The organism is Flavobacterium sp. (assembly GCF_043773265.1).
GTDB lineage: Bacteria > Bacteroidota > Bacteroidia > Flavobacteriales > Flavobacteriaceae > Flavobacterium.
In genome coordinates this window covers 1-21028 of the sequence record NZ_JAYVFH010000285.1, presented here as the reverse complement: position 1 = coordinate 21028, position 21028 = coordinate 1, and the positions used below count along the sequence as shown (strand labels likewise).

Genomic DNA, 21028 nt, shown 5'->3' with positions numbered 1-21028 from the left:
GACTACTTTATGATTGGGATATTTATTGAGCCACATTGCTTGACGACGTAGACTTCCTGTTGCGATTGTGCCATAATTTTCTAGAAAATCAAGATTATTATTGTAAACTAATATATCATTAAAATTAGCTCTTTCTAAAACAGCTGCTTGAACAATTCCTTGTGGTAATGCGGTTGGAACGTCTTTCATTGAGTGAACTGCAATGTCAACTTGACCATTTATCATAGCAACATCTAGCGTTTTTGTAAAAATTCCTGTAATTCCGAGTTCGTAAAGTGGTTTGTCTAGAATTAAATCGCCGGTAGATTTTACAGCAATAATTTCGGTTTTATATCCTAAATCTATTAGTTTTTTTTGAACATTTGTTGCTTGCCAAAGTGCTAATTCGCTGTCTCTTGTTCCTATTCTTATTGTTTTACCAGTCACTTTTATGATTTTTTATTTTCTCGCAAAGTCGCAGAGACGCAAAATTTTAAAAAAAAGATTTTTCTTGTTCCAATTGAAAAACTTTCTCAATCCATTCAATACCATCGTCCATTGATTCACCATCTTTTAAATGATTTACAAAATGGTTGGTGATTTTTTGAATAATTCTATTGCTTATTAATTCGGCTTGTTCTTCGTTAAAATTTAATAGTTTTTTACGTTGAAAATTCAATTCGCCATCTTTAATTGAATTTAATTTTTCTTTTAAAGCATGAATTGTTGGTGCAAATTTTCGGTTTTTTGTCCAATCTGTAAATTCTTCTTTTATTTCTTCAATAATAGCTTCAGCTTTTGGAATGTGAAGTTTTCTATTTTCTAAAGTTTCATCAGTCATTTGCGAAAGATGATCTAAATGAATTAAGGTTACTCCATTTATTTCTTGAACATTTTCGTGAACGTTTTTTGGAATTGATAAATCTAAAATTAATAAAGGTTTTTTAAGATTTAAAATTGCTTTATCAATTGTTGGATTTTGTGCTCCAGTGGCAACTACAACCACATCTGCTTTTTGAAGTTCTAATTGTAAATCTGAATAATCTTTTACAATTAAATCTAATTTATTTGCTAGTTTCTCTGCTTTATCTTTGGTTCTGTTTATTAAAGTAATTTGCTCGTGTTTGGTATGTTTTACAAGGTTTTCACACGTATTTCTTCCTATTTTTCCTGTTCCAAAAAGCAGAATGTTTTTATTGGAAACATCTTCAACATTTTTAATAATATATTGAACCGATGCAAACGAAACTGATGTTGCGCCTGAAGAAATATCAGTTTCTGTTTTAATTTTTTTACTTGCTTGAATTACAGAATTTACTAATCTTTCTAGAAAAGCATTAACCATTCCGTTGGATTTACTTTCGATAAATGCAATTTTTAATTGACTAATGATTTCAAAATCGCCAAGAATTTGACTGTCTAAACCGGTTCCAACACGAAACATGTGATTTATTGCTTCTTGATTCTTATAGATATAAGCAACATCTTGAAATTCTTCAACCGAACCATTACTGTTTTCGCAAAGTAATTTTATTAATTGATATGGATGATTTGCAAAGCCATAAATTTCGGTTCTGTTGCAAGTAGAAGTTACTATTATTGCTTCAATTCCTTCGGCTTCAGCTTGAATTAACAAGGTAGATTTTGCATTGGAATCTAAACTAAATTTACCTCTAATTGATGCATCAGCTTTTTTATAACTTAAGCCCAAAGCGTAAAAAGAAGTATGTTTAGTAGTATCAAATTTTTCCATGAATACTTTTTGAATGAAAGTGACGCAAAACTATTACTATAGTTTAAATAAAAGTAACGCTGTAAGGACTATTTGTGTCGCTATGCGTTTTTTAATGTAATTATAATGAAAAGTTTAGAATTTCTTTTAAATTTGCAATGAATCAAGTATCTTCGAATTTATTACGTAGAACTGTTCTAAATAATAAATAGATACTGAAACAAGTTCAGTATAAAAAAAATATCGCTATGGGTTCTCAAGAAGTTATAACAATTGAAAATGATTTTACTCTGATACGATTTCAGAATGATTCTGACGAATCGTATCATGTTGAAAGACATATAAATCAAGGTTTGATTCAGTTTCATTTTGGAATGAAAGGCAAAGCAAAGTTTGTTTTTAATCAAGGAAGTTATGCTTTAGATTTGAATGAAGAAAAGTCTTATTTGTTTTATAATCCTCAAAAAGAATTGCCATTAAATTTAGAATTAGCCCCAAATTCTTGGGTGATTTCTGTAATAGTTTCTATTCAAAAGTTTCATTCTTTATTTTCTTCAGAATCTGATTATATTCCGTTTTTGAGTGAAGAAAATAATGATAAAAAGTATTATAAAGAAGATAATATTAGTCCATCAATGGCAATTGTTCTGAGTCAAATGTTTCATTACAACTTAAATCCATCTATAAAAAATCTTTACTATAAAGGAAAAGGATATGAATTATTGAGTTTATATTTTAATAGAAATGAAGATCCAAATGCAGAACAATGTCCTTTTTTAATAGATGAAGACAATGTTTTAAAAATTAAAAAAGCCAAAGAAATTATTATTGCTAATGTGGCTGAACCACCAGGATTACAAGAATTGGCAGATGAAATTGGCTTGAATTTAAAGAAACTAAAAATGGGTTTCAAACAAATTTATGGTGATACAGTTTACGGATTTTTATTTGACTATAAAATGGATTATGCTCGAAAATTATTAGATTCTGGTTCGTATAATGTAAATGAAGTTGGTTTAAAAATTGGTTACAGTACAGGAAGTCATTTTATTTCGGCGTTTAAAAAGAAATTTGCAACTACACCTAAGAAGTATTTGATGAATTTGAATCAGAATATTTAAAAAATTTAAATGAAAAAAATAATTATTTTATTATTTGTTATTATATTTTATTCTTGCTCAGAAAAGTCAATTTTCACAGATTTTGATAGCGTACAATACTATTCAATAGATGAAAATTATAATTCTCAGTTTCTAAATCGATTAGTTGAAAAATCTGATTTAAATTATATCAAGATATTAGAAGATGACTTTCCAAATAAACTTAACGATTCATTATTTTATACTGAATTGAATTCAGAGAAATTTATGAGTAATAAAATTTCAAAATCTGATATCAAAGAATTTCTTAATAACTCAACTTTTACTAGTGCATACACAACCGCTTGTATTCCTAAATATAGAGATATTTTAATTTTAAAAAAATCTAATAAAGTTATTGGAATTATAAAAATATGTCTAGAATGCCAGATGTATTATTTAATTGGCAAAGACAAAGAAAATAAAGATATAGAAAATAGTGGTGGAATTGAAATTTCAGAATTAGAAATTATTTTTAAAAATATAAAATTAAATAACCCTAATCCATCAAACAATCAATAAAAAAGTGTTAATCAAATAATTAAAAAATCAAGTTTAATTACTTTTGCAGTCATAAAAAAGAATAAAATGAAAGGAGTATTATTAGTAAATTTAGGTTCACCAGAAAGTCCAACAGCCAAAGATGTTAAACCGTATTTAGACGAATTTTTAATGGATAAATACGTTATAGACGTTCCGTTTTTATTGCGTGCTTTGTTAGTTCGAGGAATTATTTTGCAAACTCGTCCTAAAAAATCGGCTGCAGCTTATGCCAAAATTTGGTGGGACGAAGGTTCGCCACTCGTAGTTATTTCGAAAAGAATGACTAAAAAAGTACAAAATTTAGTTGACATTCCAGTCGCGCTTTCCATGCGTTACGGAACAATGACAATCTTAAAAGGATTACAAGAATTAAAAGATAAAGGTGTTAATGAAGTGATGCTTTTTCCTTTGTATCCGCAACATGCAATGGCTTCTACAACTACTATTTTAGTTTTGGCAGAAGAACTTCGTGCAAAGCATTTTCCAGAAATGAAATTTACAATTGTTCCTGCTTTTTATAACAAACCAAGTTATATAAAAGCATTGGCAAATTCTATAAAAAAACATTTAGACACTTTTGATTATGATCATTTATTGTTTTCTTATCACGGAATCCCAAAACGTCACATTAGAAAAACAGACATTACAAAATCACATTGTAAAATAGACAGAACGTGTTGCGATACACCATCGCCAGCACACGAGTTTTGTTATAGTCATCAATGTTATGAAACTACAAAACAAGTTGTAAAATTACTCGAAATTCCAGAAGGTAAATACAGTCAAACATTTCAATCTAGATTGGCTGGCGACAAATGGCTTACACCATATACAGATGTTGAAATAAATAAAATGCCCGAAAAAGGAATCAAGAAATTAGCAGTTGTAACACCAGCTTTTGTCAGTGATTGTTTAGAAACACTAGAAGAAATTGCAATGGAAGCCAATGAACAATTTTTACATCATGGTGGCGAAGAATTCATGGCAATTCCTTGTATGAATGATGGTGATGAATGGTGTGGAGTTGTTGCGAGTTGGATTAAAGAATTTGAAAAAGTTTAAAATTTGTTTCAAGTTTAAGGTTTCAAGTTTACACAACTTACAATAACCTGAAACTTGAAACTTGAAAACTAAAATTAACTATGTACGAATACATAAAATCACTACACTTAATCTTTGTAATCACTTGGTTTTCAGGATTATTTTACATTGTTCGGTTATTTGTTTATCAAATAGAAGCTAACGAAAAACCATCGCCAGAAAAAGAAATTTTACAAAAACAATATAAAATAATGACGTACCGACTTTGGTATATTATTACTTGGCCAAGTGCAATTTTAGCAACATTATTTGCCATTTGGTTATTAATATTAAATCCGGTATTGTTACAAATGTCTTGGATGCACGTTAAACTTGGCTTTGTTTTTGCACTGTTTTTATATCAATTTAAATGCCAACAAATTTACACTCAATTGCAACGAGATGAAATAAAATACTCATCCAATTTTATGCGATTGTGGAACGAAGGAGCAACAATAATCTTGTTTGCTGTAGTTTTTTTAGTAATTTTAAAAAATGCATTCAACTGGATTTATGGAGTAATTGGAATTTTTCTTTTTTCGATTATCATTATGTTGGGATTTAAGTTTTACAAGCGAATACGAGAAAGAAAATAGTGTTCAGTAATCAGTATTCAGTTGAAGTATACAATAAATAATTATATATGAAATTTCAAGATTTATTAGCATACAGAAAAGGATTTGACTTAGCAATGAAAATTTTTGAAATAGGTAAATCTTTTCCGTCTGAAGAAAAATACTCATTAACAGATCAAATTCGCCGTTCTTCAAGAAGTGTTTGTGCAAATATTGCAGAAGCATACAGAAAAAGAGATTATCCCAAACATTTTTATAGTAAATTAACTGATTCAGATGCTGAAAATTCAGAAACACAATCATGGCTTGAATTTGCTTTAGCCTGCAATTATATTCAAAAAGATGCCTACAATAAATTAATTATTGAAAGTGAAGAAGTTGGAAAATTAATAAATTATATGTTGCAAAACCCAATAAAATTTGGTGTAAAGACTGATTTATAAACAATAAAAAATGCTTAGTCAAGAAAGACACTGAATACTGAATACTGATTACTGATTACTGATTACTGATTACTGAATACTGATTACTGAATACTGAACACTGATTACTGAATACTGAACACTGATTACTGAATACTGAACACTGATTACTGAACACTGATTACTGAACACTGATTACTGAACACTGATTACTGAATACTGATTACTGAATACTGATTAAAATGCTAAAAAACTTCAAAATGTCAATGCTTTCTCTGCGAATTAGGATTTTCCTATCGATGATTGTATTGATATTAATTGCTTCAATTTTAATGGCTTCCATATCGGTAATTCAGTTTAAAAACGAAGCGCGAAACTATCATCAAGAACGACTTGAAAGAAAAGAAGATGCTGTAAAAGAACACATTAATTATATCCTCTCAACAACTACATATCCACTTACAGAGAAATATATTCCCTATATTTTTAAAGATAAAATTCATGAATTGTCAGACATTCATAATATTGAAATAAACATCTATAGTTTAAAAGGAAATCTACTTAAATCTTCTAAAGCTTCTTTTTCTGTTGATAGTATTTCGCCACCAGTTCCAAAATATATTATTAAATTGGTGCAATCTTCAATTGAAAAACGTTATGTAGATATTAAAAGTTTTGAAGGTGTAAAAAACCGTTCCTCTTTTAGTCAAATTAAAGATGACAAATTCAAACCATTGGGAATTCTAAATTTACCTTATGTTGAAGACGATAGTTTTTATGAAAATGAAATTCAAGAATTCTTAATTAGATTAAGTCAGGTTTACTTTTTTATGTTGATTATCGCATTTGCTTTGGCTTATTTTTTAGCATCCTATATTACTCAATCTTTAAAAACAATTTCTGATAAAATTAATGAAACAAGTTTAAATCAAAAAAACGAAAAAATTGTAATCGAAGCCAACAGTCGCGAAATAAATTCGTTGATAAAAGCTTATAACGCAATGGTTGACAAATTAGAAGAAAGTGCTACAATGTTGGCACAAAGTGAACGTGAACAAGCTTGGCGCGAAATGGCTAAACAAGTAGCTCACGAAATTAAAAATCCGCTAACACCAATGCGATTGACGGTGCAAAGTTTTCAACGAAAGTTTGATGCAAATGATCCAAATTTAAAACAAAAACTAGACGATTACTCTAAAACTTTAATTCAGCAAATTGACACTATGAGTTCGGTAGCATCAGCTTTTTCTAACTTTGCATCGATGCCAGCGCAACAAAATGAAACTTTAAATGTTGTTGAAGTTGTTGAGTTTTCATTAGATATTTTTAACGAAGAATACATTCATTTTGAAAGTGACGAAGTAGAGATTACAACAATTATGGACAGGACACAATTGGTTAGAATTATAACCAATTTAGTTAAAAATGCAATTCAAGCCATTCCAGAAGAACAACTAGAAAAATCTATAATTGTGGCTGTAAAACAAGTAGATAAAAATGTAAATATTACTGTAAAAGATAACGGAATTGGAATAGAAGATGAATTTACAGAACATATTTTTGAGCCAAAATTCACCACAAAAAATAGCGGAATGGGTTTAGGTTTAGGAATTATAAAAAATATTATTGAAAATTACAAAGGAACAATTATATTTGAAACTGAATTCGGAAAAGGAACTACTTTTATTGTTTCGCTTCCAATAATTGAAAAAATAACTTAGCCACGAATAAACACGAACTGTATATTAAAAAAATATAAATTCTTGTCAAAAAAAGAATAATATGAACTTTGAAAACATAATCGTTTCATCAGAAAACGGAATCGGACAAATTACAATAAATCGTCCATCAAAACTAAATGCACTAAATGTTGCAACCATTCGAGAATTGCATGATGCCTTTCAATCATTAGATGAAAATAATGAAACAAGAGTAATAATTATTATTGGCGAAGGCGAAAAAGCATTTGTTGCTGGCGCAGATATTTCAGAATTTGCTAATTATTCTATAGAAGAAGGAGCACAATTATCGCAACAAGGACAAGAATTATTGTTCGATTTTGTCGAAAATTTAAAAACTCCAGTAATTGCAGCCATAAACGGATTTGCGCTTGGTGGCGGATTGGAACTTGCCATGTCGTGTCACTTTAGAGTAGCATCAGATAATGCCAAAATGGGTTTGCCCGAAGTTTCACTTGGCGTAATTCCAGGTTATGGCGGAACACAACGATTGCCACAACTTGTTGGAAAAGGAAGAGCAATGGAACTAATTATGACTGCAGGAATGATTGATGCTGAAACTGCAAAAAATTACGGATTAGTAAATCATGTTGTACTTCAAGCTGAACTTTTAGAATTTACAAAAAGTATTGCAACTAAAATTATGAGAAACTCTCCAGCAGCAATTGGTAAAGCCATAAAAGCCATAAACGACAATTATAAAGATGGCGTTGACGGATATAAAACAGAAATAAAAAACTTTGGAAAATGCTTTGGAACCGAAGATTTTAAAGAAGGAACAACCGCTTTTATAGAGAAACGAAAAGCTATTTTTCAAGGAAAATAAAAACCAAAAATTTATAAACTAAAAAACAAAAACCAATTTAATGAAAAAATTAGTACTTACTTTATTATTGTTTAGCGCTTTTTCAAATCTAGTGAAAGCTCAAGAAATCCCTTTTCAAGTTCAAAAAAGTGATGTTTTTAAAGACGAATACAAGCATTCTACAATTATGTCTGTAGAAGAAGATGGAAACGGCGGATTAATAATAGTTCGTTCTTTTATGGGTGGCGTTTTTTCGGGAGCATTTGGATATTATTTTGAACATTACGATGCCAATATGAAACTAATAAAAGATTATGAATATGACTCTAAAAGAAGCGGAGTTATGGGAATTATCGTTAACGAAAACAACGTTAATATTATAGATTTTACTTATGATAAAGAACGAAAAGCATTTATATGCAATTCAAATACTGCTAATATAAATGATTTTAATTTTACAAAAAAAGAACTTTTTATTTTGCCAAGCGAAGAAGTAAATGGCTTTTCTTTTTGGGGAATTGGAAAAGGTTATGATAGTGATACTGGCGCACAAATGATTGTTAACGAAGATAAAACAGCTTTTTCAATTATTGTAGATATTGCCAACAAAAATCAAGAAACACATAAATTATACTTATTTGATGCCAAATTAAATCAAAAATTTATTCATGAATTTAAACGCGATATAAAAGATAAAAAGTTTAGATATGAAAACATTGATGTTTCTAAAGATGGAAATACATTGTATCTTTTAGGAAAAGCATATACAACCGAAAAGAAAAAGAAAAAAGAAGGTGGAAAATACCAATATGAATTATCAAGAATTACCAAAGATGGTAGTACAACACAAGTTTTTGACACCGAAGAACATTTTGCCGGTTCACTAAAAACAATAGTTTTTAATGACAAAGTTACTTGTGTTGGATTTTATTCAGACAAAAACGATTTTCGCTACAAAGGATTATGTTATTATGAATTAGAACCAAAAACATTAGCAATAAAAAAATCTAAATTTAATCCGTTTACAGAACAATTTATTATTGATAAATATGGAAAAGATAAAGATAAAGAACTAAAGTTTTTATCCTTTAGAGGAATATCAGTAACATCATCTGGTGATATTGTTTTTAATGCCGAAGAATTTTATATCACTACACACACTCATTCTACCGGAAATGGTGGTTTTTATACAACCACAATTTATCATTATGATGATATTGTAAGTGCAAAACTAAATACTCAAGGTGATATTATTTGGGCTAGAAATATAAACAAACGTCAATCTACAAGCGGTGATGATTCATACATTTCTTATACATCAACCATAAAAGGCGATGACACTTATTTTTATATAAATACAGGAGAAAAGGTTAAAAAGTTAAAAAATGACAGAATTCAATTTGGGCAAACTAGTACAAAACATTCTAATTTAAATATTATTAGAATTAAACCAAACGGAGATTTTGATTACCAAGAAGTACTTGATGATAAAGATAATGATGTTCCATTTATGGTTTCTGATGGTGCAACAACCAATAATGCTACTTACTTTATTGGACGAAAAGGAAAGAAAAAACAATTATTAAAAATTACTTTGTAGCACACAAAAGAGAATCTTAATTGGTTCTCTTTTTTTGATTAATTTTATTTTAAATATCATATTATTATACTTTTTTGATATTGTAATATCATATTATTATACTTTATTGATGTTGTAATATCATATTATTATGTTTTTTTATATATTTGTGCTATAAAATAAGTGTGGAATGATACATAGAACTCAGCAAAAAGAAATAGATTCTTATCTTTTTAAAGGAAAAGCTATACTTGTATTTGGAGCAAGACAAGTAGGAAAAACATCATTTATAAAAAGTACTATAAAAAATAATTCTTTTTTATGGCTAAATGGAGATGAACCAGATACACAACTTTTACTTGAAAATATTACAACCGATAGATTAAAAGCATTGGTTGGAGAAAATAAAATTCTTGTAATTGATGAAGCTCAAATGATTCATAATGTTGGATTATTAATTAAACGAATGGTAGATAATTTTCCAGAAATTCAGGTTATAGCTTCTGGAAGTAGCGCTTTTGAACTTGCCGATAAAACAAAAGAAAGCATGGTGGGAAGAAAAGAGGAGTTACAACTTTTTCCATTTAGTTATCAAGAAATGGTTGGTCACACTAACTTTGTTGAAGAAACTAGATTGGTTCTGCACCGATTAGTTTTTGGATATTATCCAGAAGTTGTAAATAATCCTGGAAAGGAAGAAAAAATTCTAAACGATTTGGTAGAAGGTTTTTTGTATAAAGACATTTTAAATCTTGAAGGAATAAAAAAATCTTCTACTTTGCAACGATTAATTCTAATGCTCGCGTTTAGAATTGGAAGCGAAATAAATTACAGTTCACTAGGAAATGATTTGGGAATTAATAGATTAACCGTTGAAAAATATATTGATATTCTAGAAAAAAACTTTATTGTTTTTAGCTTAAATGCTTATAGTAAAAATCAAGATAATGAAATTAGAAAAAGTCGAAAAGTATATTTTTGGGATAACGGTTTGCGTAACAGAATTGTTAAAAATTTTACGCCAATAGAACTTCGCGATGATGTTGGCGCATTGTGGGAAAATTTTATAATTAGTGAACGAAAGAAAAAATTATCTTATGAAAATCAATATAAAGACACTTATTTTTGGCGCAATACACAGCAAGCCGAAATTGATTTTCTAGAAATAAAAAACAACGAAATTGATGCTTTTGAAATAAAATACAATCCAAATATTAAAGTAAAATTTACCAAATCATTTACAGAAAAGTACCATCCTAAAACTAAGCAAGTTATTCATAAAGAAAATTTTTGGGATTATTTATTGTAATAATAAATTTTTACTTCTCACCATTCCATTCTGCATAAAATTGTTCAAGAAAAACTTCCATAAAACGATGTCTTTGTTGAGCAATTTTTTTTCCGGTTTGAGTATTCATTTTATCTTTTAGTAAAAGTAATTTTTCGTAAAAATGATTCAATGTTGGTGCTTCACTATTTTTATATTCTTCCTTACTCATATTTAAATTAGGAAGAATTTCAGGATTATATAATTGACGGTTTTTAAAACCTCCATAATTAAAAGTTCTCGCAATTCCAATTGCTCCAATGGCATCCAATCTGTCTGCATCTTGAACAATTTGTAATTCTATAGCGTTAAATTTCTTTTCAAAATTTCCTCCTTTAAATGAAATGTTTTCAATAATATTTATGACATGAACTATAGTTTCTTCATCAACTTCTTGGTTTTCTAGAAATTCTCTGGCAACTTTTGGACCAATGCTTTCATCACCTTCATTAAATTTACTATCGGCAATATCATGAAGTAATGCACCAAGTTTTACAATTTCTAGGTTACAAACTTCCTCTTTTGCAATAAGAATTGCGTTTTTATAAACACGTTCTATATGAAACCAATCGTGTCCGCCTTCGGCGTTTACTAGTTTTTGTTTTACAAAAAATATAGTTTTCTCTATTAATGTCATTTTTTTATTTATAAAAAATTCCAAATTCTAATAAAAATTGGAATTTGGAATTTGGAATTTTAATTATTATGATTTATTAATTTTATTTAATCAAAGCTGGTTCAACCCATTTAAAGATTTTAGTTTCTTCTGGCAAGACCAATCTTTCAGACACTTTAGCCATTCTTGCAGGTAGTTTCATTAGATAGTCTCTTGCTTTTTCAGCTTCGTCTGTAAGATTAACAATTTTATCTATTTCCCATTTCTCTACTAATTTTTGTAAAATATCTACATAATCAGCAGCTGTATAAACACCTATTTTTTGTGCAGAATTAGAAAATTCTTCAAATGCTGTTCCAATTTTTTCTCCAGATTCTCTTAAAAACAATGCTGGCATAACTATTTTTTGCTTCATCATATATTGAAATGAAAGCATCATTTCGCTAGGATCAACTTTAAAAATTTGAGAAACAAATTCTGAATAAGCATGATGATGACGCATTTCATCACCAGCAATTAATTTACATATTTTAGACAATTTTGCATCGCCATACTTCTTGGCAATTTGAGAAACTCTATTGTGAGAAATATAGGTTGCCAATTCTTGAAAACTTGTATAAACAAAGTTTTTATATGGATCACGACCAGTTCCAATGTCAAATCCATCGGCAATTAAATGTTGCGTAGTCATTTCGACTTCACGCATGTTTACTCTTCCAGATAAATACAAATACTTGTTCAGTAAATCGCCGTGACGGTTTTCTTCGCTTGTCCATTGACGAACCCATTTAGACCAACCGTTTCGCTCTACATTGTCAATTCCTTCAACATCCATCAACCATGATTCGTAGGTTGGTAATGCTTCTTCAGTAATGGTGTCACCAACAAGAACTACCCAAAAATCATAAGGTAAATCTTTAGCAATTTCACGCAATTCTTTAACCTCTTCAAAGAAAGATTCTTGTTCAGAGTTAGGAAGTAAATCTGATGGTTGCCAAATTTTTTCAACCGGAATCAAAAATTGATCAACAAAGCTATCAACGTTTTTTTCTAGAAATTGCATCACTTCTAGACGAATATTTTTTATAGACATTATTTAGTAGGATTTTTAAATTCTAAGATTTCTGATTATTATAAATCTAAAAATCTTTTTAAATATTTAATACAAATTTACGTTCGATTTTCTATTATATGCTAATTTTAACTAGAGTTTAATGTCCTTAACAACAGCGGTTTCTGTTTGTTGAATTATTTCTTCAAATGAAAATTGGCCTACTGCAATAGGTTCATGAATTATAAATTCAAGTTTATTTCCTAAACCCATTGGAAAAGCACCAAATTTAACCATTTTCCATGAATTATTAATACTAATTGGAACAACATAAGCTGAAGGCGCATATTTACAAAGGATTTTCAAACCGCTTTGTGCGAATTCCTTTGGTTTTCCAGTTTTACTTCTTGTGCCTTCTGGAAAAATTACTGCTGCTCTATTGTGTTTTTCTATATATTCTGCCAATCCTTTTATTAATGGAATGGCTTGTTTTGGATCTTTTCTGTCAATTAAAATAGAACCTCCATGACGCAGATTATATGAAACACTAGGAATTCCATTTCCAAGTTCTTTTTTACTAACAAATTTTGTGTGAAATTTTCTTAAATACCATATCATTCCAACAATGTCATACAAACTTTGATGATTTGACACAAATATAATTGGAACATTATCTGGAATTAGATTTCTATTTTTAAAAGAATAGGTTGTTCCAAGCAGATTAGTACATCTTACTAAAAAAAAATTCAAATAATCTACACTTTTTTTATGAGCTTGATATCCAAAAACATGTAAACAAAACCATTGAATTGGATGAAAAATAACCAAAAACAACCCAAAAGAGAGGTAATATATGATAGAAATTGGATACGAAATAAGTTTTTCCATAGAAACAGTGGTTCTTTGCAAAAGTAAGAAATAAATTTATTTTGTCCCGAAGTTTCGGGATTGTTTAAAACTCATTTTCACAAATATAAAACTATCAAAAAAAAATACTTATTTTTACGGAATTAAATGCCAATAAATGAAAGAAAAAATGAGTTCAGAAAAAGAAGCAAAATTAAAAGCATTACAGTTAACGCTTGACAAATTAGACAAAACTTACGGAAAAGGAACCGTAATGAAAATGGGCGATAAAGCCGTTGAAGAAGTAGAAACAATTTCATCTGGTTCGCTAGGTTTAGATTTAGCACTTGGTGTAAATGGTTATCCAAGAGGAAGAGTTATAGAAATATATGGTCCAGAATCTTCAGGTAAAACTACATTAACACTTCATGCAATTGCTGAGGCACAAAAAGCTGGTGGAATTGCAGCATTTATTGATGCAGAACATGCTTTTGATAGAAATTATGCCGAAAAACTTGGTGTAGATATTGAAAATTTAATCATATCACAACCTGATAACGGTGAACAAGCGCTTGAAATTGCTGAGAATTTAATTCGATCTGGTGCAATTGATATTGTTGTTATTGATTCAGTTGCAGCTTTAACTCCAAAAAGTGAGATTGAAGGAGAAATGGGCGATTCTAAAATGGGTTTGCATGCAAGATTAATGTCGCAAGCATTAAGAAAATTAACAGGAACAATTAGTAAAACTAACTGTACAGTATTTTTCATAAATCAATTGAGAGAGAAAATTGGAGTTATGTTTGGAAATCCAGAAACAACAACTGGAGGAAATGCTTTGAAATTTTATGCCTCAGTTAGATTAGACATTCGTCGATCATCACAAATAAAAGATGGTGAAAACGTTGTAGGAAATAGAACTAAAGTAAAAGTTGTAAAAAACAAAGTTGCACCACCATTTAAAGTTGCCGAATTCGATATAATGTATGGAGAAGGAATTTCTAAAACTGGCGAAATTTTAGATTTGGCTGTAGAATTTGAAATAGTGAAAAAAGCAGGTTCGTGGTTTAGTTATGGCGAAACAAAACTTGGTCAAGGTCGTGATGCTGTGAAATCTTTAATAAAAGACAATCCAGAATTGGCAGATGAACTAGAACTAAAAATTAAAGCATTAATAAAAGAAAACAATGCATAAAAAAAATAAATCGCGCCTTGAGCGTGATTTTTTTTTATTTTGACGCAACCTTTTGTATAAAATTGCATCTACTAATTATAATGTATAATACCAATGAAAAAAATCATATTGTTAATTGCAGTTTTTTTTGCTTTAAACTCATGTACCACAAGTAGTGAAACCGACAGAAATTTTGTTGTTTTACCTATTGAAAGTGTAGAAATGCCTACAAATTATACAATTGGAAACATTTCTAAAATTAAAATTAATTATAAAAGACCAACAGAATGTCATATTTTTAATGGTTTTTATATTGCAGATGATGAAATAGATTCGTTAAAGAAGACCATTGCGGTACAAAGTGTTAAATTAAACAATTCTAATTGCCAAGCAGATGATAGTTTATTTGAAGTTTTTTTAGATTTTAAACCAACTGTTGCTGGAACTTATACTTTTAAATTTTGGTTAGGTTTAAACGGAAATGGTTCAGATGAATATGAAACATATGTTGTAGAGGTATTATAAATCATTAAATTATTTCAGCTTGAGTTTAGAGCAACTGATATATAATTGCAAAAGAAATGACATAAAAGCACAAGAAACACTTTATAGATTATATGCATCTAAACTGTTTTCTGTATGCTTAAAATATTCACGCAATTATGAAGAAGCTCAAGATAATTTGCAAGAAGGATTTTTAATAATTTTTGAAAAAATAGATCAATATTCATTTAAAGGTTCATTTGATGGTTGGTTAAAAAGAATAATTGTAAATTATACTTTACAACAATATAGAAAAGAGAATTTTTTAAATATAGTTGATGAGAATTTTGCAGATGATACTGCAGATGTTAATATTGAAATAGATAATGAAAACCTATCTGTTGATTATTTATTAAAAATAATACAGGAATTGCCAGATAAGTATAGAATGGTTTTTAATTTATTTGCAGTTGATGGTTATTCTCATCAAGAAATTGCCGAAATGTTGAAAATAAGTGTTGGAACATCAAAATCAAATTTGTCTAGAGCAAGATTGATATTAAAAGAAAAAATAGAATCCGGAAACGGAAAAACAAAATCACTTTCGTAAAATGAAAGAAAATAAAAACATAGATGCTCTTTTTCAAGATAAATTTAAAAATCTTGATTTTAATCCGCCAACAGATGCTTGGCAGAATATAGAAGAGCGATTATTAGAGAAAAAAGAAAAAAGAAGAGTGTTACCTTTTTGGTGGAAATTTTCTGGTATTGCAGCATCATTAGTTTTAGGATTTGGTTTATTAAATGTGGTTTTAGAGAACAATAAAACTGATAATAGTATTGTAAATTCAGATAAAAATAAAAACTCTGATTCTAATGAATCAAAATCTTCAAAAAACACTAATGATATAGTTACAGAAGAAGGAATTGCAAAATCATCTAATGATAATACAGTAATAAACTCTAAAGTTTCTGAAAAAGAAGGATTAAATAAAACTAGTTTAAAAAATGATGAAACTATAGCAAACCAAACTAACTATAATAAGGAAACAAATACAAATTCTTCATCCAAAGAAGCTGTGTCAAATAAATTTAATTATAAAAATCAGATTAAAAAGGATGGTATCGCAAATAGAAGTAAGAGTAATTTGAATAACAAAACTGATAAAAATCATACCATAAAAGAAACTGTTTTGCCAAACAATAGTTTACATAATAATGTTGCCGAGAAATCTTCTGTAATAAATAAAAGTAATGCATTTACTAGTACTTCAGAATTTAAAAATGAAATAAAAGAAGAAGATAAAGTTGTTAGTTCAGTATTGAAAAAAGAAGATATCAACTCAATTAACAATTCTAATAATAGTATTAAAAACATACAAGATGATAAAAATATAGTTGTTAAAAACAACATTAAAACATCAACTGAAAACGATATAAAAGAAGAAATAAAAAAATTGGATTCAACATCTATTGCTAGTGTTGTGCCAAATGCGATGGAAGAATTGCTTATTGAAAAAGAGAATAAAAAGAGTAAAGAACCAAAACTAAATAGGTGGCAACTTACATCAAATGTTGCGCCTATTTATTTTAGTTCAACCACAAATGGTTCACCACTTGACTCAGAATTAAAAAACAATACTAAGGAATATAATACTAACTTTAGTTATGGATTGGGAGTAAACTATGCAGTAAATAAAAAACTAAAAATAAGAACTGGAGTTAATTCATTATCAATAGATTATAACACAAACGATGTGGTTTTTTATCAAAATTCTACAGCAAAACCTTTGAAACATGTTACTGCAAACACAATGGGTTCTGTGATTCAAATTGAAAATAAAAACAATGCTCAAGGCACCTCTGAAATTGCTCCTTCTGGAAATTTATTAAATAAATTTGATAGCTCTATAAATCAAAAAATTGGTTATTTAGAAATCCCTTTTGAATTATCTTATAAGGTTTTAAATAAAAAAATTGGTGTTGATGTTATTGGTGGTTTTAGTACTTTGGTACTAAATCAGAATGAAGTTTCTTTAATTTCTTCTGGCACACAACTTAATATTGGTCAAGCCAATAACCTGAACGATATACATTTTAGCACTAATATTGGTCTTGGACTTAAATATGGTTTTTTAAAGCGTCTCGAAGCAAGAATTGAACCTGTACTGAAATATCAAATAAATACATTTAACGCCGATTCTGGTAGCTTTAAACCTTACATTTTTGGTTTATATTCTGGAATTAGTTATACTTTTTAGGTTGGTTAAATTGATTAAAATTAGTTAAGTGGTGTTATTATTTTCGAGTAATAACAAGAAAGAGTTCGCCTCCAACGAACTCTTTTTTTTATGAATTATATTTTGACAGTTGATTTAATATTATTATTCTAACTTGTTCTTTTATTTCTTTCTTATTTTCAGATGTTTTACCGCTTGTTTCAATAAAAAAATGGATTTTTGCTCTTAATAATCCAGGACTTCCGCTAAAAAAAGTATAAGAAAAACGTTTTTTATTATCTGCAAAAGTCATTGGCACAATTGGAATTTGATGTTCTATTGCTAATCTAAAAGCACCATCTTTGAACTCGTCTAAAACTATCGATTCATCAGGAACTCCACCTTCGGGAAAAATGCAAATACTCATTCCTTGATGTAATCTTTTTTGTGCTCTTTTATAAACTTCCATTCTACTTTTAGGACTACTTCTATCAACCAAAATACATGTTCGTTTATAGAAAAAACCAAACAAAGGAATTTTAGCCAATTCTTTTTTTCCGACAAACACAAACGGATTTTTAGTAATTGCCAACATCATCATTATATCAATCATTGAAGTATGATTAGCAACAAGCATATAACTTTTTTTGGCTTCAAGTTTTTGTTCTCTTTCTACTTTATAGTAAAAACCCATTCCGAGTAAAATTCCTCTTGCCCAAATTCTTGCCATAAAGAAAAAATAAGAATACCATTCTTCTTTAAGAATAGAAATTACCAAAAACGGAAGCATAATTACAATAAATGCACCCATCAAAATGTAAAACCAAATGCGCCAAAGTATCCAAAAAACTATTTTTAGTAATCTCATATGTCAAAAATAAGGAATAGTAGGTAACTTTTAATACAAAGCAGTAACTTTGCAATAAATAAAAAAATACTGAAAATAAATTCAGCACAATATGGCTAAAATACTTACAGGAGTTCAAAGCACAGGAACACCACATTTAGGAAACCTATTAGGCGCAATTATGCCTGCAATAGAATTGTCTAATAAACCTGATAACCAATCGTTTCTTTTTATCGCTGATTTGCATTCGGTTACACAAATAAAAGATGGCGAAACTTTAAGAAAAAACACTTATAGTACTGCTGCTGCTTGGTTAGCTTGTGGATTAGACATCAACAAAGTAACTTTTTACCGCCAAAGCGATGTGCCACAAACCGCAGAATTATCTTGGTATTTGTCTTGTTTTTTTCCGTATCAAAGATTAAAATTAGCCACTTCTTTTAAGGATAAAGCTGATAGATTGGATGATGTAAATGCTGGAATATTTGTATATCCAATGTTAATGGCAGCTGATATTTTATTGTATGACGCCAATTTTGTTCCTGTTGGAAAAGATCAAATGCAACATATTGAATTTGCAAGAGATGTTGCTTCACGATTTAACCATCAAATGGGAGAAACTTTTGTAATTCCAGAAGGAAAAGTACAAGAAGAAACCATGTATGTTCCTGGAACAGATGGACTAAAAATGAGTAAATCTCGCGGTAATATTATTGATATTTTTCTTGAAGATAAAGCTTTGCGCAAACAAATAATGTCAATAGAAAGTGACAGTACACCACTAGAAGAACCAAAAAATCCTGATACGTGCAAGATATTTGGCATTTATAAATTGGTTGCCAATGAAGAGCAAAGTGCAACTATGAAACAAAATTATCTTGGCGGAAATTATGGTTATGGACATGCAAAACAAGCGCTTTTTGAACTAATTTGTGAAAAATTTAAAACTGAAAGAGAAAAATACAATTACTATATAAATAATCTTGATGAAGTTGACGCTTTGTTAAAACTTGGTTCAGAAAAAGCTCATCTTGTTGCTAATGAAGTTTTGGGTAGAGTTAGAATGAAATTGGGGTTTTCGTGATTATTTCTCTAGAATTTGAAAATTAAAAAGTTCATTCAATGGAACTTCAAGTGCTTTTGCTATTTCATAAGCAGTACTTATAGTGGTGTTTATCTTTCCTAATTCAATTCTACTTATTTGAGAATATTCAACATTTATAATGTGTGCGAGTGTTTGCATAGAAAGTTTTTTGTTTAACCTAATTCTTCTTAGGTTCTCACCAAACTCCTTAATAAATATTTCATTTACTGCTTTTCTCACAGCAACGAAATTCGTTAATGAAAATAAAAAAATATGTGGCATTATATGCTACATTGTTAATTTTTTAATATATTTGAAAGAATATTACTAACTTTAACATTAAATTTATGAAAAATTACAACAAATTTACTTCTGTTTTATTAATGTTTATTATTGCAACTACTTTTTTGAGTTGTGAAAAAGATTTATATGAACAATCCATTCAGAATAACTCAAGAGAAGTAACATTAAAAGAAGTGTCACTCAAAAATTTAGATAAAAGCATATCTTCTAGAATCAATAGCGAAATCTCAAAAATTAAAAAGATGAAGTATGAAACAACAAGTGATGGTAATAGAATAGAATATGACTCTAACCTTAATATTTATATAGACACTGAAAATGGTAATTTAATTTCAGTTGATGGTAAGAATTTCTATACTTTTCCAATGTTTAAAGATGCTGAGAATAAAATTGAAAATATTTTGTTTGCTGACAAAGGAAATGGTGAGATTGATACTTATTTAATAAAGTATAATGTAAGTCCTGAAGTATATAAAACACTAACACGAGAACAAATTCAGAATCTTGAAGTACAATACCAAAAAATATTTTGGAGTGGTGGAGAACAAGTTTGTTTTTCTTGGACTGTAACTACAACTACATATCCAGGTTGTCCATATCCAAAAGGTACACACCCAAATGGTGTTCAATGTGAAGCTGTATATAATTATAATTACACTACACTATGTACAACTGTAGAGGACAATAGTGGTGGTGGTGATGGCGTAAGTGGTGGTGATGGCGTTGGAGGAGATACTTCTGGAGGACATACAGGTGGCGGTTCCAATAGTGGCGGAATTTATACAGGTATATCAACACTTTCACCTGATGATACTGCTATTAAAAACTTTATCCATAACTTAACACCTCAACGAAAATTAGCATATATAAATCAAGTTGGTATAAACCAAATTGCAATAAATGAATATCTAATAGGGAATAATTTTTCAATTGAAAGTATAAATGTTATTACTGATGGATTGGATGTGATAAATGAAGATCCAGATGATGCTGTAGTTTCTATAATGCCTTTTTTAATTGAAGAAAAAATTGATGATTCTGAACTTGACCCTTGTACTAGAGCAATTTTAAATAAACTAAAACACAACCACAAACTCGCAAAAATTTTATCTCGTTTTGAAGATCCTAACGCTCTTTTTAACATTAAATTTAGTCAAGTAATAAATTTAGTTGATGAAGATGGACAAACACTATATGGTATGTTTTCCGGGACTAATGAAAATTTTAATTATACGATACAATTAAATTCTAATTTTTATAATAATAGTGGTTCAACACATTTAGGTAAAGCATCAACAATAATTCATGAGTTAATACATGCATTAATTAGGTAGTGTTGTTCAATATCAAGGAGCTGGGAACACTAATACTAGTAGTGATTTTCCGGAAATATGGAATGCATATGTAAATATTGAAACTGGAGGTACAGAACCAGAAGATCATGCTTTTATGGGAAACAATTATGTTAGTATTATTGCTGTAGCA

The 21028-nt window shown here is 28.9% G+C and carries 21 protein-coding genes and 1 pseudogene; 15 read left to right on the top strand and 7 right to left on the bottom strand.

All coding sequences use genetic code 11. The annotated features are described in order from the left end of the window. A pseudogene (locus tag ACH2BO_RS14810) lies at positions 1 to 426 on the bottom strand (hydroxymethylbilane synthase); the annotation flags it as partial. A gap of 46 nt (positions 427 to 472) precedes the next feature. After that, on the bottom strand, positions 473 to 1732 hold the full coding sequence (hemA, locus tag ACH2BO_RS14805) for a glutamyl-tRNA reductase (RefSeq protein ID WP_395045503.1): 1260 nt from the start codon (positions 1730 to 1732) through the stop codon (positions 473 to 475). A 227-nt stretch (positions 1733 to 1959) separates the two neighbouring features. On the opposite strand from hemA, the gene ACH2BO_RS14800 reads away from it, so the two are divergent. From ACH2BO_RS14800 to ACH2BO_RS14760, 9 genes are all read left to right on the top strand, one after another. Next, the gene (locus tag ACH2BO_RS14800; RefSeq protein WP_395045502.1) at positions 1960 to 2832 is read left to right on the top strand and encodes a helix-turn-helix transcriptional regulator; all 873 of its coding nucleotides are present in this window, start codon (positions 1960 to 1962) and stop codon (positions 2830 to 2832) included. 9 nt (positions 2833 to 2841) lie between these two features. Further along, a complete protein-coding gene (locus ACH2BO_RS14795; RefSeq protein WP_395045501.1) occupies positions 2842 to 3372 on the top strand; it encodes a hypothetical protein in 531 nt (176 codons plus the stop codon). Between the two features lie 66 nt (positions 3373 to 3438). Next, positions 3439 to 4455, top strand: a complete 1017-nt coding sequence (hemH, locus tag ACH2BO_RS14790; RefSeq protein ID WP_395045500.1) for a ferrochelatase — start codon at positions 3439 to 3441, stop codon at positions 4453 to 4455. An 80-nt stretch (positions 4456 to 4535) separates the two neighbouring features. Further along, positions 4536 to 5069 (top strand): CopD family protein, encoded by a 534-nt coding sequence (locus tag ACH2BO_RS14785; RefSeq protein ID WP_395045499.1) that lies wholly within the window; start codon positions 4536 to 4538, stop codon positions 5067 to 5069. A 47-nt stretch (positions 5070 to 5116) separates the two neighbouring features. Beyond that, positions 5117 to 5491 (top strand): four helix bundle protein, encoded by a 375-nt coding sequence (locus tag ACH2BO_RS14780; protein ID WP_395045498.1) that lies wholly within the window; start codon positions 5117 to 5119, stop codon positions 5489 to 5491. 278 nt (positions 5492 to 5769) lie between these two features. Beyond that, the gene (locus ACH2BO_RS14775) at positions 5770 to 7191 is read left to right on the top strand and encodes a sensor histidine kinase (RefSeq protein WP_395045505.1); all 1422 of its coding nucleotides are present in this window, start codon (positions 5770 to 5772) and stop codon (positions 7189 to 7191) included. A 61-nt stretch (positions 7192 to 7252) separates the two neighbouring features. Then, complete coding sequence (locus ACH2BO_RS14770) at positions 7253 to 8035, top strand: enoyl-CoA hydratase/isomerase family protein (protein ID WP_395045497.1); 783 nt, start codon at positions 7253 to 7255, stop codon at positions 8033 to 8035. A gap of 40 nt (positions 8036 to 8075) precedes the next feature. Then, positions 8076 to 9614, top strand: coding sequence for a hypothetical protein (locus ACH2BO_RS14765; RefSeq protein WP_395045496.1), 1539 nt, complete (start codon positions 8076 to 8078; stop codon positions 9612 to 9614). A gap of 169 nt (positions 9615 to 9783) precedes the next feature. Then, complete coding sequence (locus ACH2BO_RS14760; protein ID WP_395045495.1) at positions 9784 to 10902, top strand: ATP-binding protein; 1119 nt, start codon at positions 9784 to 9786, stop codon at positions 10900 to 10902. A 10-nt stretch (positions 10903 to 10912) separates the two neighbouring features. On the opposite strand, the gene ACH2BO_RS14755 is transcribed toward ACH2BO_RS14760, so the two are convergent. The 3 genes from ACH2BO_RS14755 to ACH2BO_RS14745 all read right to left on the bottom strand — a co-directional run bounded on the left by ACH2BO_RS14755 (position 10913) and on the right by ACH2BO_RS14745 (position 13475). Continuing rightward, complete coding sequence (locus ACH2BO_RS14755) at positions 10913 to 11557, bottom strand: HD domain-containing protein (RefSeq protein ID WP_395045494.1); 645 nt, start codon at positions 11555 to 11557, stop codon at positions 10913 to 10915. Positions 11558 to 11639: 82 nt separating this feature from the next. Next, positions 11640 to 12629, bottom strand: a complete 990-nt coding sequence (locus ACH2BO_RS14750) for an acyl-ACP desaturase (protein WP_395045493.1) — start codon at positions 12627 to 12629, stop codon at positions 11640 to 11642. Between the two features lie 111 nt (positions 12630 to 12740). Next, complete coding sequence (locus tag ACH2BO_RS14745) at positions 12741 to 13475, bottom strand: lysophospholipid acyltransferase family protein (protein ID WP_395045492.1); 735 nt, start codon at positions 13473 to 13475, stop codon at positions 12741 to 12743. A gap of 148 nt (positions 13476 to 13623) precedes the next feature. Between ACH2BO_RS14745 and recA the strand changes: the two genes are divergently transcribed. The 4 genes from recA to ACH2BO_RS14725 all read left to right on the top strand — a co-directional run bounded on the left by recA (position 13624) and on the right by ACH2BO_RS14725 (position 17351). Beyond that, complete coding sequence (gene recA / locus ACH2BO_RS14740) at positions 13624 to 14628, top strand: recombinase RecA (RefSeq protein ID WP_395045504.1); 1005 nt, start codon at positions 13624 to 13626, stop codon at positions 14626 to 14628. Positions 14629 to 14721: 93 nt separating this feature from the next. Continuing rightward, entirely contained in the window at positions 14722 to 15132 is a 411-nt protein-coding gene (locus tag ACH2BO_RS14735) for a hypothetical protein (protein ID WP_395045491.1), read from the top strand. A 19-nt stretch (positions 15133 to 15151) separates the two neighbouring features. Beyond that, a complete protein-coding gene (locus ACH2BO_RS14730) occupies positions 15152 to 15700 on the top strand; it encodes an RNA polymerase sigma factor (RefSeq protein ID WP_395045490.1) in 549 nt (182 codons plus the stop codon). A gap of 1 nt (position 15701) precedes the next feature. Then, complete coding sequence (locus tag ACH2BO_RS14725) at positions 15702 to 17351, top strand: hypothetical protein (protein WP_395045489.1); 1650 nt, start codon at positions 15702 to 15704, stop codon at positions 17349 to 17351. An 88-nt stretch (positions 17352 to 17439) separates the two neighbouring features. On the opposite strand, the gene ACH2BO_RS14720 is transcribed toward ACH2BO_RS14725, so the two are convergent. Continuing rightward, positions 17440 to 18177: a lysophospholipid acyltransferase family protein gene (locus ACH2BO_RS14720; RefSeq protein ID WP_395045488.1), complete on the bottom strand. Its 738-nt coding sequence runs from the start codon at positions 18175 to 18177 to the stop codon at positions 17440 to 17442. A 91-nt stretch (positions 18178 to 18268) separates the two neighbouring features. Here ACH2BO_RS14720 and trpS point away from each other — a divergent pair, with 91 nt between their 5' ends. Continuing rightward, entirely contained in the window at positions 18269 to 19240 is a 972-nt protein-coding gene (gene trpS, locus ACH2BO_RS14715; RefSeq protein ID WP_395045487.1) for a tryptophan--tRNA ligase, read from the top strand. On the opposite strand, the gene ACH2BO_RS14710 is transcribed toward trpS, so the two are convergent. Further along, entirely contained in the window at positions 19241 to 19522 is a 282-nt protein-coding gene (locus tag ACH2BO_RS14710; RefSeq protein ID WP_395045486.1) for a helix-turn-helix domain-containing protein, read from the bottom strand. It abuts the gene before it with no gap. A 65-nt stretch (positions 19523 to 19587) separates the two neighbouring features. Here ACH2BO_RS14710 and ACH2BO_RS14705 point away from each other — a divergent pair, with 65 nt between their 5' ends. Continuing rightward, on the top strand, positions 19588 to 20877 hold the full coding sequence (locus ACH2BO_RS14705; protein ID WP_395045485.1) for a hypothetical protein: 1290 nt from the start codon (positions 19588 to 19590) through the stop codon (positions 20875 to 20877). The last annotated feature ends 151 nt before the right edge of the window (positions 20878 to 21028 follow it).

Bases quoted from the DNA above. Each gene is read 5' to 3' on its own strand.
- ACH2BO_RS14735 (WP_395045491.1), top strand. From the start codon at position 14,722: ATGAAAAAAATCATATTGTTAATTGCAGTTTTTTTTGCTTTAAACTCA.
- ACH2BO_RS14775 (WP_395045505.1), top strand. From the start codon at position 5,770: ATGATTGTATTGATATTAATTGCTTCAATTTTAATGGCTTCCATATCG.
- hemA (WP_395045503.1), bottom strand. From the start codon at position 1,732: ATGGAAAAATTTGATACTACTAAACATACTTCTTTTTACGCTTTGGGC.
- ACH2BO_RS14745 (WP_395045492.1), bottom strand. From the start codon at position 13,475: ATGGAAAAACTTATTTCGTATCCAATTTCTATCATATATTACCTCTCT.
- ACH2BO_RS14785 (WP_395045499.1), top strand. From the start codon at position 4,536: ATGTACGAATACATAAAATCACTACACTTAATCTTTGTAATCACTTGG.
- ACH2BO_RS14755 (WP_395045494.1), bottom strand. From the start codon at position 11,557: ATGACATTAATAGAGAAAACTATATTTTTTGTAAAACAAAAACTAGTA.
- ACH2BO_RS14760 (WP_395045495.1), top strand. From the start codon at position 9,784: ATGATACATAGAACTCAGCAAAAAGAAATAGATTCTTATCTTTTTAAA.
- hemH (WP_395045500.1), top strand. From the start codon at position 3,439: ATGAAAGGAGTATTATTAGTAAATTTAGGTTCACCAGAAAGTCCAACA.
- ACH2BO_RS14795 (WP_395045501.1), top strand. From the start codon at position 2,842: ATGAAAAAAATAATTATTTTATTATTTGTTATTATATTTTATTCTTGC.
- ACH2BO_RS14720 (WP_395045488.1), bottom strand. From the start codon at position 18,177: ATGAGATTACTAAAAATAGTTTTTTGGATACTTTGGCGCATTTGGTTT.
- recA (WP_395045504.1), top strand. From the start codon at position 13,624: ATGAGTTCAGAAAAAGAAGCAAAATTAAAAGCATTACAGTTAACGCTT.
- ACH2BO_RS14800 (WP_395045502.1), top strand. From the start codon at position 1,960: ATGGGTTCTCAAGAAGTTATAACAATTGAAAATGATTTTACTCTGATA.
- ACH2BO_RS14750 (WP_395045493.1), bottom strand. From the start codon at position 12,629: ATGTCTATAAAAAATATTCGTCTAGAAGTGATGCAATTTCTAGAAAAA.
- ACH2BO_RS14710 (WP_395045486.1), bottom strand. From the start codon at position 19,522: ATGCCACATATTTTTTTATTTTCATTAACGAATTTCGTTGCTGTGAGA.
- ACH2BO_RS14725 (WP_395045489.1), top strand. From the start codon at position 15,702: ATGAAAGAAAATAAAAACATAGATGCTCTTTTTCAAGATAAATTTAAA.
- ACH2BO_RS14770 (WP_395045497.1), top strand. From the start codon at position 7,253: ATGAACTTTGAAAACATAATCGTTTCATCAGAAAACGGAATCGGACAA.
- ACH2BO_RS14705 (WP_395045485.1), top strand. From the start codon at position 19,588: ATGAAAAATTACAACAAATTTACTTCTGTTTTATTAATGTTTATTATT.
- ACH2BO_RS14765 (WP_395045496.1), top strand. From the start codon at position 8,076: ATGAAAAAATTAGTACTTACTTTATTATTGTTTAGCGCTTTTTCAAAT.
- ACH2BO_RS14780 (WP_395045498.1), top strand. From the start codon at position 5,117: ATGAAATTTCAAGATTTATTAGCATACAGAAAAGGATTTGACTTAGCA.
- trpS (WP_395045487.1), top strand. From the start codon at position 18,269: ATGGCTAAAATACTTACAGGAGTTCAAAGCACAGGAACACCACATTTA.